14 protein-coding genes are annotated in these 15,159 nt (G+C 66.6%); 5 read left to right on the top strand and 9 right to left on the bottom strand.

Annotated features, from left to right (window positions below; all coding sequences use genetic code 11):
* Positions 1–81: 81 nt before the first annotated feature.
* The 5 genes from ACZLIB_RS13800 to ACZLIB_RS13820 form a co-directional block, all read right to left on the bottom strand.
* Positions 82–1,398, bottom strand: coding sequence for an acyl-CoA thioesterase/bile acid-CoA:amino acid N-acyltransferase family protein (locus ACZLIB_RS13800; protein WP_478467907.1), 1,317 nt, complete (start codon positions 1,396–1,398; stop codon positions 82–84).
* A 113-nt stretch (positions 1,399–1,511) separates the two neighbouring features.
* Entirely contained in the window at positions 1,512–2,231 is a 720-nt protein-coding gene (locus ACZLIB_RS13805; RefSeq protein WP_478469933.1) for a LytR/AlgR family response regulator transcription factor, read from the bottom strand.
* A complete protein-coding gene (locus ACZLIB_RS13810; protein WP_478467908.1) occupies positions 2,231–3,214 on the bottom strand; it encodes a sensor histidine kinase in 984 nt (327 codons plus the stop codon). The genes ACZLIB_RS13805 and ACZLIB_RS13810 overlap by 1 nt, the downstream gene beginning before the upstream one ends.
* 248 nt (positions 3,215–3,462) lie before the next feature.
* Complete coding sequence (locus ACZLIB_RS13815) at positions 3,463–4,920, bottom strand: amidohydrolase family protein (protein ID WP_478467909.1); 1,458 nt, start codon at positions 4,918–4,920, stop codon at positions 3,463–3,465.
* A 51-nt stretch (positions 4,921–4,971) separates the two neighbouring features.
* The gene (locus tag ACZLIB_RS13820) at positions 4,972–5,670 is read right to left on the bottom strand and encodes an ankyrin repeat domain-containing protein (RefSeq protein ID WP_478467910.1); all 699 of its coding nucleotides are present in this window, start codon (positions 5,668–5,670) and stop codon (positions 4,972–4,974) included.
* A gap of 121 nt (positions 5,671–5,791) precedes the next feature.
* Between ACZLIB_RS13820 and ACZLIB_RS13825 the strand changes: the two genes are divergently transcribed.
* The 3 genes from ACZLIB_RS13825 (at position 5,792) to ACZLIB_RS13835 (ending at position 7,923) form a co-directional block, all read left to right on the top strand.
* On the top strand, positions 5,792–6,673 hold the full coding sequence (locus tag ACZLIB_RS13825) for a LysR substrate-binding domain-containing protein (RefSeq protein WP_164081225.1): 882 nt from the start codon (positions 5,792–5,794) through the stop codon (positions 6,671–6,673).
* 162 nt (positions 6,674–6,835) lie between these two features.
* Complete coding sequence (locus tag ACZLIB_RS13830) at positions 6,836–7,309, top strand: DUF3806 domain-containing protein (RefSeq protein ID WP_478467912.1); 474 nt, start codon at positions 6,836–6,838, stop codon at positions 7,307–7,309.
* Between the two features lie 176 nt (positions 7,310–7,485).
* The gene (locus ACZLIB_RS13835) at positions 7,486–7,923 is read left to right on the top strand and encodes a DUF3806 domain-containing protein (RefSeq protein WP_478467913.1); all 438 of its coding nucleotides are present in this window, start codon (positions 7,486–7,488) and stop codon (positions 7,921–7,923) included.
* A gap of 115 nt (positions 7,924–8,038) precedes the next feature.
* Here the strand turns inward: ACZLIB_RS13835 and ACZLIB_RS13840 are convergent, their stop codons facing one another.
* Positions 8,039–9,199, bottom strand: coding sequence for an amidohydrolase family protein (locus ACZLIB_RS13840; protein ID WP_478467915.1), 1,161 nt, complete (start codon positions 9,197–9,199; stop codon positions 8,039–8,041).
* Between the two features lie 183 nt (positions 9,200–9,382).
* On the opposite strand from ACZLIB_RS13840, the gene ACZLIB_RS13845 reads away from it, so the two are divergent.
* On the top strand, positions 9,383–10,024 hold the full coding sequence (locus ACZLIB_RS13845) for a hypothetical protein (RefSeq protein ID WP_049398456.1): 642 nt from the start codon (positions 9,383–9,385) through the stop codon (positions 10,022–10,024).
* A 27-nt stretch (positions 10,025–10,051) separates the two neighbouring features.
* Here the strand turns inward: ACZLIB_RS13845 and ACZLIB_RS13850 are convergent, their stop codons facing one another.
* Together ACZLIB_RS13850 and ACZLIB_RS13855 are read right to left on the bottom strand one after the other, a co-directional pair.
* Positions 10,052–10,684, bottom strand: coding sequence for a hypothetical protein (locus ACZLIB_RS13850; RefSeq protein WP_239683447.1), 633 nt, complete (start codon positions 10,682–10,684; stop codon positions 10,052–10,054).
* A 104-nt stretch (positions 10,685–10,788) separates the two neighbouring features.
* Positions 10,789–13,515, bottom strand: coding sequence for a TonB-dependent receptor plug domain-containing protein (locus ACZLIB_RS13855; protein WP_478467916.1), 2,727 nt, complete (start codon positions 13,513–13,515; stop codon positions 10,789–10,791).
* A gap of 219 nt (positions 13,516–13,734) precedes the next feature.
* Between ACZLIB_RS13855 and ACZLIB_RS13860 the strand changes: the two genes are divergently transcribed.
* Positions 13,735–14,334 carry a GNAT family N-acetyltransferase gene (locus ACZLIB_RS13860; RefSeq protein ID WP_478467918.1) on the top strand — a complete coding sequence of 200 codons (600 nt, stop codon included), beginning with the start codon at positions 13,735–13,737 and terminating at the stop codon, positions 14,332–14,334.
* On the opposite strand, the gene ACZLIB_RS13865 is transcribed toward ACZLIB_RS13860, so the two are convergent.
* Entirely contained in the window at positions 14,331–15,107 is a 777-nt protein-coding gene (locus ACZLIB_RS13865; RefSeq protein ID WP_164081234.1) for a CDP-diacylglycerol diphosphatase, read from the bottom strand. The genes ACZLIB_RS13860 and ACZLIB_RS13865 overlap by 4 nt on opposite strands.
* Positions 15,108–15,159: the final 52 nt, after the last annotated feature.

Raw genomic sequence — 15,159 nt, forward strand, 5'->3', positions numbered from 1 at the left:
CGCCATGCGTGGATGAAGCGCAATCGGATCGGAATCGAGCATCTGGCAGTTCGACTGAAGAACAGGGGTCAGCACTTTCGGCTACAGCGCCTCGGCAAGGAACGCCAGCACCGCTGGCCCTACCTCTCGGTCCGCGCGGGCATGACCCTCGGCCGTGCCCCCCACTTCAATGTACGGGCCTACATCATGGCGATGGGTGGTCGGCTGCAGGAACGGTGTGATCAGATGCCCCGCATCCGAGTAGTACAGGAAACGGTCACGGTCACCGCGCCCTGCCGCTGCAAGCCGACGCTGTGCAACAGCCAGCATCACGCCTGAGTCACCCAGCCGATCGTCACCACCTCCGATCCACAACGTGCGTGCGGCAATGTTCTCGATGGGCAGCATCGCGGTACGCAATGCCGATTCCCAGTGCGGTCCCGGCCTGCCCCAGTCAACCTCCTCGCGATACGGCAGCCACGGCAGAGGTTCGCCCTGCCAGCTCAACGGCGAGCGGTCCACCGCTCGGAAATCGGCTGGGACCACGTCACGGGCGATGCCACGAAACGGGGCTGGACTGCCCACCCAGGACACAGCGACGCGGAGCTCAGGCAGATGCACCGCCGTGGCCATGGTCACGATGCCGCCCCAGGAGCCACCCATCAGCCCTACCCGCCGTGGATCCACCCGGGGATGGCGCTGCAGCCAGTGCACTGCGTCGCGCACGGTTTCCAACGGAACCTCGATCAGGTCCTTGGGCACGCCCGGCCCGCGATACCACGCCACCGACACCGCGACATAGCCGTTGCTGGCCAGCCAGGCGGCATAGAGGTCACCACCGTCGAATCCGCCTTCGGCACCGCCCAGCGTCACCAATGCTGGCGCCCGTGCATCAGCCTGCTGGCCCGATGGCAGGTACAGATGTGCTTCGCGGCCACCGATTTCGACCCGTTGCACCTGCACGCCCGGCAGCATCAGATGGCGCTGCAGGGCCCGCCGTGCGACTACCGATCCTGCATGTTCCACCTCCAGTTCGAAGGCCTGCGACTGGAATCCCAAGCCGTCATCGGAGCGCTGCCACTGCAGGGGAAGTGCGTTGGCCCTTCCTTCCTGCGGCTGCATCGACCAGATCAGCGCGCTCGCATCGACGCCTCGATAGCTGCCCTGCTCCGAGCCGCTGCGTGCGGTGTCGACCGTCCCCTGCAGATCCGCGCGCAGTGCCGCCTGTGACTGCCAGCGCTGGCCCCGGCTGTCCTGCATCGACAACCGTAGTTGCACCACTTCGGCCGCCGCCAGCCCTTCGACCGTAATGGCTGGAGCACGATCGGCGCGCCCCTGATGGTCATCGACAATGATCCGCACATCGGCCAACGCAGGCAGCGCCAGCACGCCCAGCAACACACCCAAGCACCACCGCATCCGCATGCTCCACCCTGATCTGGAAATGCGCAGGGTGCACTGGCCGCAACGACTGGATTGCGTACTTCGGCGACGATGGCACCAACCGTGCCGCTGCAGGCACCAGCCGTGTGTCAGGTGCGTGCCGCCAAGGCCGCCTCCAGCGCCGGCCGGTAGCTGCGGCTCACCGGCAGCTGCACGCCATCGGCCAGTTCAAGCAGCGCATCGCCGTTGTGGCGCTCGATCAGTGATCGCACCCGCAACGGATTGACCAGCGCCGAGCGGTGCACGCGCAACAGTCCTCCATCCGCCAGCCGTTCGGCCAGCTGCGCCAGCGGCTCACGCAGCAGGTGCAGTCGCTGCCCCACGTGCACGCACGCGTAATGACCGGCCATGTCGATGTAGTCGATCTCCGCCAGCGGTACATACTGGACACCACCACTGCCAGGCACCGCCAGGGTCTGCGCACAGTCCTCCGTACGCGGTGCCAGGCCTGCCAGGCGGCGCACGCGCTCGATCGCTTCACGCAACCGCTGCGCTGCCACCGGCTTGAGCAGATAGTCTGCGACGCCCAGTTCGAACGCGCGCAGCGCATGCTGCGGCAGCGCGGTTACGAAGATGGTGTGCGCGGCCAGCGCCGGCTGCTGCTGGGGCAACTCCCAGCCACGACCGTCGGGCAGGACCAGATCCAGCAGCAGCAGATCGAAACGGCGCCCCTGAAGCTGCTCGCGTGCCTGCGCGAGGGTGGCGGCTTCGGCATCGATCCTGACCTGCGGAATGCCCGCCAGCAATTGGCGCAGGCGATCACGTGCCAGCGCCACGTCATCCACCAGCAGCACGCTCAGCGGACGCATCACGCGATGCACTCCGGCAAGGTCACGCGTGCACGATAGCCGCCGCCCTCGCTGGCGGCCTGCAAACGGCCTCCCATCATCGCCAGGCGCCGCTGCAGTGCAGCCTGGCCAGTGCCCAGTCCATCGTTCGTGCCGGGACGCAGGCAGGGATTGAACAGCATCACATCAAGCAGGCCGTCTTCCACACCGGCCCACAGCTCGATCCGCAATGGCCCGTCCCCCGGCTGCCAGCCACTGTGCAATACCGCATTCTCGATCAATGGCTGCAGCAACAGGCCAGGGACTGTCCAGGCCAATGCGTCAGCGCTGGCCTGCAGATGGAGATGCACTTCCTGATCGTGCAGCAGCGACTGCAGCGCGACATAGTCCTGTGCTGCGCCCAGTTCATCGGCGAAGCAGCGCTGCGGCGGGCATTGCAGGGTATCTCGCAGCAGCGACGACAGCTGTGCCAGTGCGGCATCCGCCGCGCGTGGACGTTGAAGCGCCAAACCGCCGATGGCGTTGAGCGCATTGAACAGGAAGTGGTGCTGCAGATGCTGGCGCAGCGCTGTTTCACGGGCCTGCTGCAGCACCTCCGACTGCGCCTTCAGCCGCTGCAGTCCGGCCAGGCCATGGCCCACGCCCGTCACCGCAATGAAGGTCGGCAACGCAAACAGCGCGGTGATGCCGATTGCGCGCAGCACCTGCTGCGGTGCTGGCCAGGGTTGCCCCTGCCACAGCTGCAGCAGCATGTGGCCCAGGGTCCACCCCAATGCCGTCAGCAGCGGAGTCAGCAACAGGCACAGCGCCAACCATCCGGCCAGGTGCCGGCGTCCAGACAATGGCCAGCGCCGGCACGCGGCCCACAACAGCGGCGTCGCCAGCATCCAGGGCAGCTCGGCGCCGAGGATGAACAACGCTGCGGGCATCAGGCCACCTGGTTGCTGGCTGAGGTGTACCGCTGGAATGGACGTGGCAATCAGCAGCCCCCACAGGGCCAGCATCACCCAACACGGGCGTGGCAACGAAAGCGGTGGCTCCGCGGCAGGCAGCAAGACGGCAGGGGAAACAGGCATGCAGGGATTCAAACCGGAAACGGGCACCATGCTAGGTGCCCGCATCGGATCGTTCCCGTGCCGGAAGCAAGGGGCTCATCCACGCATGGCATGGATCTACTGCTGACCGCAGGTATGGAGGCCTTGACGGTTATGGGTAGATCCACGCCATGCGTGGATTCTGCCCCGCCCCGCAATCAGTTGGCCTTGGCCGCCTCGGCATTCCAGGCCGCGACCTTGTCCTTGGTATCGGCCAGCATCTTGTCCAGCGCTGCACGGTCATACACGGTGCCACGCAGAATCACGCTGTCGATCTTCTCAGTCGCTGCAATGTCCCCAAGCGGATTGGCGGTCAGCAGCACCAGATCGGCAGCCTTGCCCTGCGCCACACCACCGTAGCGGTCCATCTGGCCGAACCAGGCCGGGCCGGAACGGGTCGCGGCAGACAGCGCCTGCGGAGCACTCAGGCCTTCCTTCACGAACAGCTGCAGCTCCTGGTGCAGGGCGATGCCCGGGAAGTTGAACGAGTTGAGGAAGCCTGCGTCCGTGCCAGCGATGATCGTCACGCCGGCTTCCTGCAGCATCGGCAGCACCGCCGCGACCTGGTGGTACTGCGCGTGACGCGCTTCGATCTGTGCCGGCGTGGCCTTCGCCGCGCGGTCCACGCGCCACTGGTAGGTCGCACGCAGGCCAGGGCCGATGTAGGCCAGGTACGGATCGTTGGCGTGGTCATCCTGGTCAAGGAAATCGAGGATGCGGCCACCGTTGAGGGTCGGGGTCACGAACACACCACGCTTGGCGAAATCACGGTAGGCGTGCATCGCCGTGTCGCGGTCGAAGCTGGCGTCGAGGCGCCGGTTGGCTTCGGCGCGGTCGATGCGACCGGCACCGAAGTCGGCGGCGATCTGCGCTTCGTCCTTGCTGCCGGCCTTGAATGCGTAATCCAGATGCTCGATCGAGGCCAGGCCCGCATCGACCGCCTGCTCCACGGTCAGTGCCATCGGAATATGCCCCGAGGCCTTGAAGCCGGCCTTGCGCGCAGCACTGGCCGAGTACAGGAACAGTTCCGGCTTCAGCGTGCTGTCGGTGATCTTCACGAAATCAACCTTGTCGTGCTGCAGGCGGGTGATCGCCTTGTCGGCGTCAGCCTCGCTACCCACTTCGATCGTACCCTTCCAGACCGGCTTGATGCCTTCGATCTTCGCGCCCGAACTCAGCAGGCGCGGGCCGAACAGCGTGCCCTTGGCGATCTCGCCGCGCCACTGCAGTACCTGTTCGGGCAGGTCGCCGGAGCAGTCACGCACGGTGGTGATGCCGTGCGCGATGTACAGCGGCAGCAGCGCCTTGTTCTCTTCGATCAGCGCCGGGCCGCCGCCGAAGTGCACGTGCATGTCCCACAGCCCCGGAATCAGGTACTTGCCCTTGGCGTCGATCTGGCGGGCCGTACTCCACTGGCTGCGCAGCTGTGCATCCGGGCCGACGGCGACGATGTCCTCGCCGCGGATCACCACGCTCTGCCCCGCCAGGGTGCTGGCGTGCTCGACATCGACCACGGTGGCATTGCGGATCAGCAGGTCGGCGCGCTCAGCGGCAGACACCGACAGCGGTGCCACCGCAAGGAGGATGGCAAGTGACAACGGACGGGAACGGAACATGGACAGCATCCTGATGGGCACGACCAGCGTGCGGGTGGAAGGGAACAGTCTTCAGCGCACTGCGCCGTGCTGGCGCAGCAGGGTTTCAATTCCGGTATAGCCGCGCTGGCGCGCATGGGCCAGCGGCGTTACGCCATCGCCATCGGCCAGCTCCGGGTCGGCACCGGCATCCAGCAGCAGCTCCACGATCTGCACGTGACGCGCGCCGCCGTCACCAAGCAGGATCGCTTCCAGCAGCGCGGTCCAGTGCAGGCGGTTGACATGATCGACCGCCACGCCCGCGCGCAGCAGCGTACGTACGGTGGCGACATGGCCGCGTTCGGCGGCCGGAATCAGCGCGGTGCCGCCATAGCGGTTGGTGCTGCGCAGGTCGGCGCCATGCGCCAGCGTCATCGCCAGGATCTCGTCCAGTCCACGCGCGCCGGCGTACAGGTAGGCGCTGTCCTGCATGGCGTCCTTGGCATTGACGTCGGCGCCGGCTTCGATCAGTTCACGCGCGGCGTCTACATTGTTGCCATGCGTGGCAAGCAGCAGCGCGGTACGACCCTGGCCATCACGCGCCTCCAGATCGGCGCCGTCCTCCAGCGCCCCACGCACTGCCTCGGCATCGCCGCGGGCGGCGGCATCGCGCAGGCGGGCATCGGCCGAGCCCGCGGTGGCCGAACAGGCTGGAATGACCATCGCCAGCAGACACAGCAGCAACAGGCGCCCCACCGGAGCGGGCCAGCGATGGCAACGATGGATTCGCATCTTCGGTTCTCCTGTGCGGCGAGCACTGCGGGCGATGCCGGTACAACCGGGGCGCGGTGCTTGCTGCCCCCTCCCCTGCATGGTAGAAGTCGTCACGCGCATCCAGAAGTGAAATGTTCAAATGCAAGACAGTGCCAAATCGAATAGAACGCTGTTCGAACTGGACCTGCTGCGGGCGCTGGTGATGGTGGCCGACTGCGGCAGCTTCACCACGGCGGCCACGCGCCTGCATTCGACCCAGTCCACGGTCAGTCAGAAGGTGCGCCGGCTGGAGGAACTGGCCGGGCATCGCCTGCTCGAACGCGGCCACCGCGACGTACACCCCACCGACGCCGGTCACACCCTGCTCGGCTACGCGCGGCGCATGCTCGACCTGAACGAGGAAATGGCACAGGCGCTGGCCGGCGCCACCGTGGAAACCGCGGTGCGCATCGGTGTCCCCGAGGACTTCGTCAACGCACAGACCACACGCATGCTGGCCGCTTTCAGCCGTCGCCACCCGCAGGTGAAGCTGGAGATCAGCAGCGGCCTCAGCCGTGACCTCGCGCAGGGCTTCGACCACGGCGAGCTGGACCTGGTGCTGGTCAAGCAACGCCGCAACAGCCGCCAGGCGGTGCATTGCCGGCGCGAGCCGATGCACTGGATCGACAGCCTGCGCAGCAGCTGCCTGCTGCAGGACCCGCTGCCGCTGGTCACCTTCCCGCCACGCGGGCTGTACCGCGACGAGATGATCCACGCCGTGGAAGCGCTGGGCCTGCGCTGGCGCATCGCCTTCACCAGTTCTTCGCTGAGTGGCATCCAGGGCGCGGTGGCCGATGGCATCGGCATCAGCCTGCTGCCGCGCCGCGCGGTCACCCGCGAACACCGCATCATCGATGGCGAGCGCGAGCTGCCGGTGATCGACAATTACGAGATCGGCCTGCTGCATCGTGCCGACGCAGATGATGCCGTGCGCGCGCTGGCCAGCGAACTGTGGCGCCAGGTGCAGCGCGAACCGGATTGACCGCGGTAGATCCACGCCATGCGTGGATGGAAACGAGCATCCGGCATCGAAAAGGGCACTGGTGCGCCAGCAAATACATGCTTGTCGCAAATGGCCCACTGATGGCGTACCCAAAGTCTGGGCGATAGGGTAGCGAACGCCCTTCTCCAAATTACCTCGCCCATGACCAACACGTACCAGGTTACTTTGACCCCTGCTCCGAAGGACGAAGCCGACATCCAGTTCGATCCGCTGCCACCTGCGCTCATCGCCCACATGCAGCAGCAGCGTGCACAGGTTGCTGCCCTCGTCGCATCTGCGTTCCCTACCGTGCCTGTTCAATGGCCGCTGCTGCCGAGCACGCTGCAACGCGTAGTCGATGCAGAACTGATCGATCACGATGATTGTGACGGTTGGGAAGCACTGGGGGTCGCATTTGGTGATTGTCTGGCACAGCGTGTACCGGAACTTGCCTGGGCCCAGGTAACCGATGCCTGGGGCGTCGATGCGGTTCTCCGCTATGGAGACGTCAATATCATGGTCAGCGCCGGCACCCTGTTGATCAAACGCGTCGAAGAAAGCAAGACCATCGAGATCAACCATCTGCTTGAAGCTCTGGAGGAGATCGTCATCCAGCAAGCGCGCAAGTCCGGCTGAGCCCTTGAGAGAACGATTGAGCTGCGCAGAATGACGTATTCGCACATTGATGCTGCGCATGCGGAAGCAATCACAGTTCGCGCACTGATCATCGATATCTGATCAGACCTGCCGCACCAGGGCACTACATCGCCGGCTACAGTCGCCCAAGTTTCCGTGCCCCACGGCGCCTCGCCATGTCCGATGAAATCCCCACCCGCTTCGATCCCCTGCCCGCTGCACTGCAGACGCATCTGCAGCACCAGCGCTCGCTGATCGCTGCGCGCGTGGCCGCCGGCTTTCCCTCCCTGCCGGTGCAGTGGCCGTTGGCGGCCACCACGTTGCAGCGCGTGGTCGATGCCGAGCTGATCGACCGTGATGACGGCGATGGCTGGGAAGCGCTGGGCGTGGCGTTCGGTGACATCCTGGCCCAGCGCGTGCCGGGCCTGGCCTGGATGCAGGTCACCGATGCCTGGGGTATCGACGCGGTGCTGCGCTATGCCGACAGCAGCCTGCAGATCGGCGCCAGCACGCTGCTGCTCAAGCGCGTCGAGCAGGGCGAGATCATCGACATCGCCCACCTGCTGGCGTGGCTTGAGGAATTCGTCGTCACCCGTGCCGACGATTACGTCTGAAAGGCCGCCGAGCATGGCTCGGCGCAACCGGAACTGGCGTGGCGTCGTGGGTAGATCCACGCCATGCGTGGATGGAACCACCGCGCGGCCACATTCATCCACGCATGGCCTGGATCTACAGCCAACGGCCATCAACTACCACGCGTCGCTCCACCGGCACTGCGGCCACAGCGGCCGGGCCGTGGTCGGCACGCACCGCCACGAAAGTGGCCGGATGCCCTTCCACAAGACCGTACTGCGGCAGCCCGATCACCTGCGCGGCATGGGTGGTCACCATGTCCAGCGCCAGCATCAGGTCGGCATCGGTATGGAAGCCGGAGCGGTAGCCCAGCAGCATCGCCCGCTGCAGCAGGTCGCCGTTGCCATACGGCCACCAGCAGTCACGGATGTTGTCGTTGCCCGCGAACACGCGCACACCGGCATCATGCAGCGCGCGCAGCGGCGGGAATGGATGATCGCCCGGCGCGTTGCTCATGATCGCCACACCCGCCGTCGCCAGCGCCTCGCCCACCTGCAGCGCGCGTGCCAGCGGCACGTCGCCCAGCGAATAGGCATGGCTGACCGCCACCCGACCCTGCAGGCCAGCGGCCCGGGTGCGCGCGGCGATGCGCAGCAGCTGCGCCAGGCCGGTTTCGCCGGGCTCATGCAGATGGATGTCCAGCTGAACGCCGTAACGCTCGGCCAAGCCGAACAGCAGCGCCAGCTGGCCTTCGGCATCACCGTCGAGCGTGGTCGGGTCGATGCCGCCGAGCACCTCCACGCCCGCAGCAAGGGCCTGCTCAAGCACCGCTGCGGTACCAGAGCAGGACATCACCCCGGCCTGTGGGAACGCCACCAGCTGGATGCGCATGATGTCGGCACAGCGCAATGCGGCCTCGCGTACCGCTTCCAGGTGACGCAGGCCGGTGCTGCCATCGATATCGACATGGCAGCGCATTGCCACTGTGCCGAAGCCGCTGCATTGGCGGATCAGCGCCTCGGCGCGATCGACCATCGGCGCCGCAGCCGCCACTGCCGCCTTTTCCACCGCCAACCGCTCACGCAGGCTGTTCACCGGCTGATGCGGATGCCAACGGTCGCCGACGAAGCTCTTGTCGAGGTGAATGTGGCCGTCGACCAGCCCGGGCAGCACCGCGAAGCCCTGCAGGTCGACGCATTCCGCCCCTTCAGCCGGCGCCGCCTCGCCATTGAGCCCGCTGATGCGGCCATCACGGATGTGGAAATGCAGTTGCGCGCCGTCGCGGTCGACACCGCCGTGGATGAACTGCAGGGTCATCGGGAATTCCCGGAAAGCCAAGACTGGCGCCATCCTGCGCCTCGATAGTGCCATCGGCCAACGAAATATCTGGATGGCACGCATTCACCAGAACGATGATTCCCCCTGCGACAACCGGTCGCAGCCACGCCGTGCACACCCCTGAACGGGTAACATGGGCGCCTGTTTCCGCTGTGATGCCGCATGGGCCCGTCCGACCGCCACGATCGTCTCCGCCGCTGGCAGGCCGCGTCCCTGCTTGCCGCCGCTCCGATCGCCAGCCTGTCCGCCACTGATGCTGCGGCCGCCGCGCCGCTGCAGTCGCCGCCAGGCCAGCAGCGCATCGCCCCGGCTGCGCTGGTCGAGCGCCTGCACCAGCGCGTGCTGTCCGGGCAGAGCGCCACCGCCACGCTGGAACACTGGTGCGCCGAGCACGGCCTGGCCGAACAGGCGCGGGTGCGCGCCGTGCGCATACACGGCCAGGACAAGCCGGCCCCCGCCGACGTGCTGCAGGCGCTGGGCGTGAAGCCGGGTACCGACCTGCGCTATCGCCGCGTGCAGCTGGTCTGCGGCAGCCGCGTGCTGTCCGAGGCCGACAACTGGTACCTGCCTGGCCACCTCAGCCCGGCCATGAACCAGGTGCTGGACAGCACCGACGAACCGTTCGGTCGCGTGGTCGGCCCGCTCGGCTTCCAGCGCCAGACCCTGGCTGACCAGACGTTCTGGCCGCCGCGGGGCGAAGGCGATCACGGCGTGATCCTGGAAGTGCGTGCCCTGCTGCGCGACCGCCAGCAGCAGCCTTTCAGCTACGTCATCGAGTCGTACCTGCAGCAGGCGCTTCCGTAACGCGCCGCGGCGCCGGGCATCCGCCGGCTACGGGCCAGTGATGGCGTTGGCTGCAGGATCCACCGAGAACACGAAGCGCCCACCACGCTGGTCCCTGCCCCATGTCATCGGCGCCGTGGTCAGACTGTAGACCGGGGCCGCCTTGTCCGTGCCGATCGCCTCGGACCAGGCACTGAAATCCTCATCGGTACGGCTTCGGATCTCGCCAACACACAGGCTGTAGCCACAGGCGAAAGACACCAGCGTGCCGTCGCTGCCGATGAGCCGGGTCGCGGCCGTCCTGTAGAGCCGGGTCAGGTCCTGCACTTCCGGGTGGCCAGCCGCATCGCGCTCGAACTGGCTGATCGCCTGCGCGAAAGCCTTGTCGGAACCCAGCAGCGCCTCGCTCTTCTGCACGGACACCGCACCCTCGCTCAGCAGCATGCGCTCGCCCTCGAGGAAGTGCCCCTCCGGTTGCGCGAGCCCAGCTGCCGCCGTCGTGGCACTCGATGCCGTTGCCGCGCGCGATGGCCCAGCGTGCTCCGCTGGCTGCGCGTGAGACTGCGCAGGCGCGGCATTGGCCACCTCCGCGGCATCCTCCACGCTGGCCGCCTGCCTGCCACTGCAACCTGCAATGGCCACCACTGCAATCACGCTCCACACCCTGACATCCATGCGCATCCTCCTCCGGGTAGCGCCACAGCATGCCACGCGCGCAGCGGCAACACGGGTGCACTGCACAAAGAAAAGCCCAGCAATGCTGGGCCTTTCGTTCGCCTGCGGAATCAGCGGAACCGGTAGTCCAGTTGCACCCAGTACTGGCGGCCATATGGGTCGTAGTTGCCAACCGGATAGAACGGCCAGCCGCCTCCGTTCTTGTCCGCCGGCGGGCGGCTGTCACGCAGGTTGTTGACGATCACACCCACCGACAGGTTCTCGCCGAACTGGCGGAACACGCTGGCGTTGTAGGTCATGTACGGCGCGATGCGGCCACTGCCATCGGTCTTCGGCAGCGAGCCGAAGCGGTTGCCGTACAGCGTGGTGGTCCAGTCACCCTGGTTCCAGGTGATGCTGCCGTTGGCCTTGCTGCGCCACTGGTAGTCATCCAGCGAATTGCGGATGTCACGCTCCGGATCATCGGAGAACTGTCGGTATTTGTGCTCCAGCACCACGGTGTAGGCCAGGCGCGTGGTGAAGCGGCCATAGCGGCCGGCATCGAAACGCCAGTTGCCCTTCAGGTCCAGACCGCGAACCGATTCGGAGGCCGCGTTGATCGGATTGATCAGCACGCGGGTCACCTGGTCCGGCTGCACGGTGGCATTGGACGGATTGCGGATCACCCGCGACAGCGCGTCCTGGCACAGCGGCGAACCGATATCGCGCGCTTCGCCGCCCAGCGTCCGGCCCAGGCGGCAATCGGCCTCATCACGCAGGATGCGGCTGGTATCGAGGCTGGTCACTTCGTTGTCGATGCGGATGTCGTAGTAGTCAGCGCTGAAATCCAGGCCGGACAGCGGCGACCAGACCACGCCGAAACCATACGACTTGGCCGATTCCGGCTGCAGCTGCGGGTTGGCGCGGTTGCTGTAATCAATCGACAGGCCGTTGTAGTCGCAGTTGTCATACGACTGGCCCGCCGTGCGGCAGCGCCAGTAATCGGTCATGCCCGGGTTGTAGCCGCGGGTTTCGGTGGCAAACACGTAGTTCATGTCCGGCGCACGGAAGCTGGTCGCCGCCGTACCACGGATCAGCAGGCTCTCGATCGGACGGAACTCGACGCCGAAACTCCAGGTGGCCTTGCCGATGTGCTCGCCACCGGCACGGTACTGGTCATAACGACCGGCCAGGGTGGTGGTCAGCGACTGCAGCAGCGGCAATTGCAGCTCCACACCTGCAGCGTAGCGGTCACGCTCGCCACCGGCGCCGACGCCTGCACTGGTGTTCCAGAACTCGCCGCTGCCCAGGCGCGGGTCCGGTCGGTTGCGATAGCCCTGGCTGCCGGCCTCGACCACCGCTGCCAACGCCGCATCGCCCCCAGGCAGCGCGAACAGGCGGCCGTTGACGCTGGCGCTGAAGGTCTGCAGCCATGCCGCGTTACGGCTTTCCTGGTAGTCGGACAGCCCCTCGTATTCGTTCGGGGTCAACGGCTGGAACAGGCGCGCCGGGTCCGGCGCATAGACCTCAACGCCGTTGCGCACACCCAGCTTCGGGCCGAGCAGGTATTCGTTGATGCCGGCCAGCAGCACCGGGCGGCGGGTGCGGTTCTCGTATCGCGAGCGGCTGTAGACCGCCTCATAGTCCCAGCCGCTGTCGCCGATCTGGCCACGCGCGCCGACGTTGAACGACCACGAGTTTTCCAGGAAGCGGTTGGCATTGCGCGGCAGGCCGCCGATTTCCTCCGGCGCGAAGCGGCGGTACCAGCTTTCCAGGTTGCCGGTGGTCTGGTTGTAGAAGTAGTTGCGGGCCGAGGTCCAGGTCGGCGCACGCGTGTTGTTGTAGATCCGCGCGCTGCCCACGGCGACATCGGCGAACAGGTCAGTGGTCTCGTTGACGTGGAAGGTCAGCAGGCCATAGCCATTGAGGTTGCGCTTCTGGGTCTGCACGGTCCAGTAGCTGGCGGCGGCCTCGTTGCTGCCGCAGTACCAGCCCTGGCGAGGGTTGAAGGCGCGGAACACGCTGCCGCCATAGATGTCAGACGCCCCGTCGCAGCCAGTGACGCCCGGATCGATGTTGCGGCCGGTGGCGGCATTGCGGCGATAGGCGATCGCGGTCGCCTGCGGTGCCTTGCCGGCCGGATCATCGTCCAGCGAATCCATGAAATCGCGCTGGCGCGCGTGGATCGCCTTGCGCACATCGAACTCGAAGCCGAACAGCGCATCCCAACGCTCGCCGGAACTACCACCGACCACCTGCGCGCGCTGGTTGTCGCCGCCGCCCTGCTGGGTGCCACCGGCGCGCACGTTCACATCCACGCCCTCAAAGCGGTCCTTGAGGATGATGTTGACCACGCCGGCGATCGCATCGGAGCCGTATACCGCAGACGCACCTGCCGCCAGGACCTCGATGCGCTCGATCAGCGCACTGGGAATGTTGGCCAGGTTGACCACGTTCACCGAGCCCTCGTAGGCCAGCGGGTAGTCGGCCTGGCGGCGGCCGTTGACCAGCACCAGCGTGCGGTTCGGGCCCAGCCCGCGCAGGTTGATGGTGTTGGCGGCCGGGGTGAAGGTGTTGCCGAAGTCCTCGCCCTGTACGTTGCCGGTGTTCTCGGTCAGCGCGCTCAGTGCGTCGAAGGCATTGCGGTAGCCCTGCGCATCGATCTGCTCGCGGCTGATCACCGTCACCGGCGACGGGCCCTCGACACTGGCGCGTGGAATGCGCGAGCCGGTGACCTTCACTTCCTGCAATGTGGTGGGTGCGCTTTCCTGCGCGAAGGCCGGCATCGAGACCAGCATCAGGGACGACAGTGCGAGCACCAGCGGACGCGGGCGCAGCGCCTTGTGGGAGGCGGACATGGGCTTCCTGGGGAGTTGGGCGGGTGGAGGTACGGGGGCAGCGGCCTGTACGGCGCATAACGATCCCGTAACGAAAGTGTCCTGAATGGGGGGGTTCAACGGAAATGACCAGGCCTGATGGCCTTATGCCTGAACCGAATCAGACCCGCAGTGCCATCCACCACACTTTTGCAATGTTTTGAATGGTGCAGGGCTGCAGGCACGGCCATCGTGCCGGGGATGATGACCCCGTACCCCACTTCCCTCCTTCCCCCATTGCGCCCGGTGCTGCGCCGTCACCTGCTGCAGCTGCAGGCCGCACCGGTCACCCTGCGCCCTTTCCAGCGTGCCGACCTGCCGCGCTGGCGCCTGTTCGATGACCGCCGCCGGCGCGGCCGCCGCGATCCGTCCGTCATCGATGAGGAAGCGCGCTTCCTCGCCCACATGCATCGCTCACGCCTGGAACAGGACAACGACCAGCTGCTGCTGGGGGTGTTCGATGACGAGCACGGCAACGTACTGGACCAGCTGCACGTACGGCTGCAATCACTACACGCGCGCAGCGCCGAACTGCTGTCGCTGCAGCATTGGCACCCGCATGCCGACGCGGCGCTGCAGGCGCTGTGCCCGTTCCTGTTCGAGGACGTCGGCCTGCATCGCCTGTTCGTGATGCTGCCACCGGACTGCAGTGATCCGTTCGCCACCGCGCTGCGGGCCTTCGGCTTCGAGCAGGAAGGCCTGCTGCGCGACCATCATCTGGATCTGGATGGCTGGAAGGATCGCCAGCTGCTGGCGCTGACCGCAACCATGTGGCGGAGCAAGCACAGGATGCTGGACTAGCGCACCCGCTCCAGCGCGTTGCCGGCACCGGTCAGCACCGAGCAGGCGTGGTCCTGCAGCTCTTCGGCGCTGGCCTCGTTGCCGGTGCCCGCGTCCACACGGGTGGCCAGCAGGATGAAGCCCGGGACGCCCTGCACGGCGTCCCGGCCCGCCACAACCAGGCTCCACTGGCCGACGTCGTCCACGCCTGCGAGGTCGTAGGCCAGCAGATTGAGCGGATTGGCGGTCAGTTCTGCGCCCGGCAGCAGGCGTGCCTGGTACTGATGGCCGCGCAGCAGCCCCGGCAGCGGTGTCCACTGGCTGCCCAGAGCGGCAGCATGCGTGTCCAGCGCCTGCAGCACGTCGGCACGCAGGCAATCCACGTGAATATGCAGCTGATGTTGCGAGCGGCCATGCGGTGAATTCAGCGCCAGGCTGGCAACGTTGCGCGGCAGCGGTTGGCCCAGCGCCCGTTCGGTGTGGGTGCGGGCCAGCCAGGCCGCGCCGAAGTAGTTGGGTGCACCACGCTGGTACAGGCTGCGGCTCTCGATGCCGCTGACCTTGTCCAGCGGCATCAGCAGGAACTGGTAGTCGCCGTGCGCGTCCTTGACCAGCACATCGCGGCGGTCTGCTGCCGTCTCCACCCGCAGGCAATCGCCACGCGGGCCTTCGGCGCCCTGGCAGTCACGTTCAATCAATCGCCACAATGCATCGGAATGGGCCGGCGGCGGCGGCGCACTGGCACAGGCAGACAACAGCAGCAGGGACGACAGCAGGAAGGGGCGCAGGGACACGGCAACGACTCACGGAGCAGGCACGGCAGACAGCGCCGCGCTGCATTCTAGC

The organism is Stenotrophomonas sp. 220_Sma (assembly GCF_056487375.1).

Bases quoted from the DNA above. Each gene is read 5' to 3' on its own strand.
- ACZLIB_RS13800 (WP_478467907.1), bottom strand. From the start codon at position 1,398: ATGCGGTGGTGCTTGGGTGTGTTGCTGGGCGTGCTGGCGCTGCCTGCG.
- ACZLIB_RS13805 (WP_478469933.1), bottom strand. From the start codon at position 2,231: ATGCGTCCGCTGAGCGTGCTGCTGGTGGATGACGTGGCGCTGGCACGT.
- ACZLIB_RS13810 (WP_478467908.1), bottom strand. From the start codon at position 3,214: ATGCTGGCCCTGTGGGGGCTGCTGATTGCCACGTCCATTCCAGCGGTA.
- ACZLIB_RS13815 (WP_478467909.1), bottom strand. From the start codon at position 4,920: ATGTTCCGTTCCCGTCCGTTGTCACTTGCCATCCTCCTTGCGGTGGCA.
- ACZLIB_RS13820 (WP_478467910.1), bottom strand. From the start codon at position 5,670: ATGCGAATCCATCGTTGCCATCGCTGGCCCGCTCCGGTGGGGCGCCTG.
- ACZLIB_RS13825 (WP_164081225.1), top strand. From the start codon at position 5,792: ATGCAAGACAGTGCCAAATCGAATAGAACGCTGTTCGAACTGGACCTG.
- ACZLIB_RS13830 (WP_478467912.1), top strand. From the start codon at position 6,836: ATGACCAACACGTACCAGGTTACTTTGACCCCTGCTCCGAAGGACGAA.
- ACZLIB_RS13835 (WP_478467913.1), top strand. From the start codon at position 7,486: ATGTCCGATGAAATCCCCACCCGCTTCGATCCCCTGCCCGCTGCACTG.
- ACZLIB_RS13840 (WP_478467915.1), bottom strand. From the start codon at position 9,199: ATGACCCTGCAGTTCATCCACGGCGGTGTCGACCGCGACGGCGCGCAA.
- ACZLIB_RS13845 (WP_049398456.1), top strand. From the start codon at position 9,383: ATGGGCCCGTCCGACCGCCACGATCGTCTCCGCCGCTGGCAGGCCGCG.
- ACZLIB_RS13850 (WP_239683447.1), bottom strand. From the start codon at position 10,684: ATGCGCATGGATGTCAGGGTGTGGAGCGTGATTGCAGTGGTGGCCATT.
- ACZLIB_RS13855 (WP_478467916.1), bottom strand. From the start codon at position 13,515: ATGTCCGCCTCCCACAAGGCGCTGCGCCCGCGTCCGCTGGTGCTCGCA.
- ACZLIB_RS13860 (WP_478467918.1), top strand. From the start codon at position 13,735: ATGATGACCCCGTACCCCACTTCCCTCCTTCCCCCATTGCGCCCGGTG.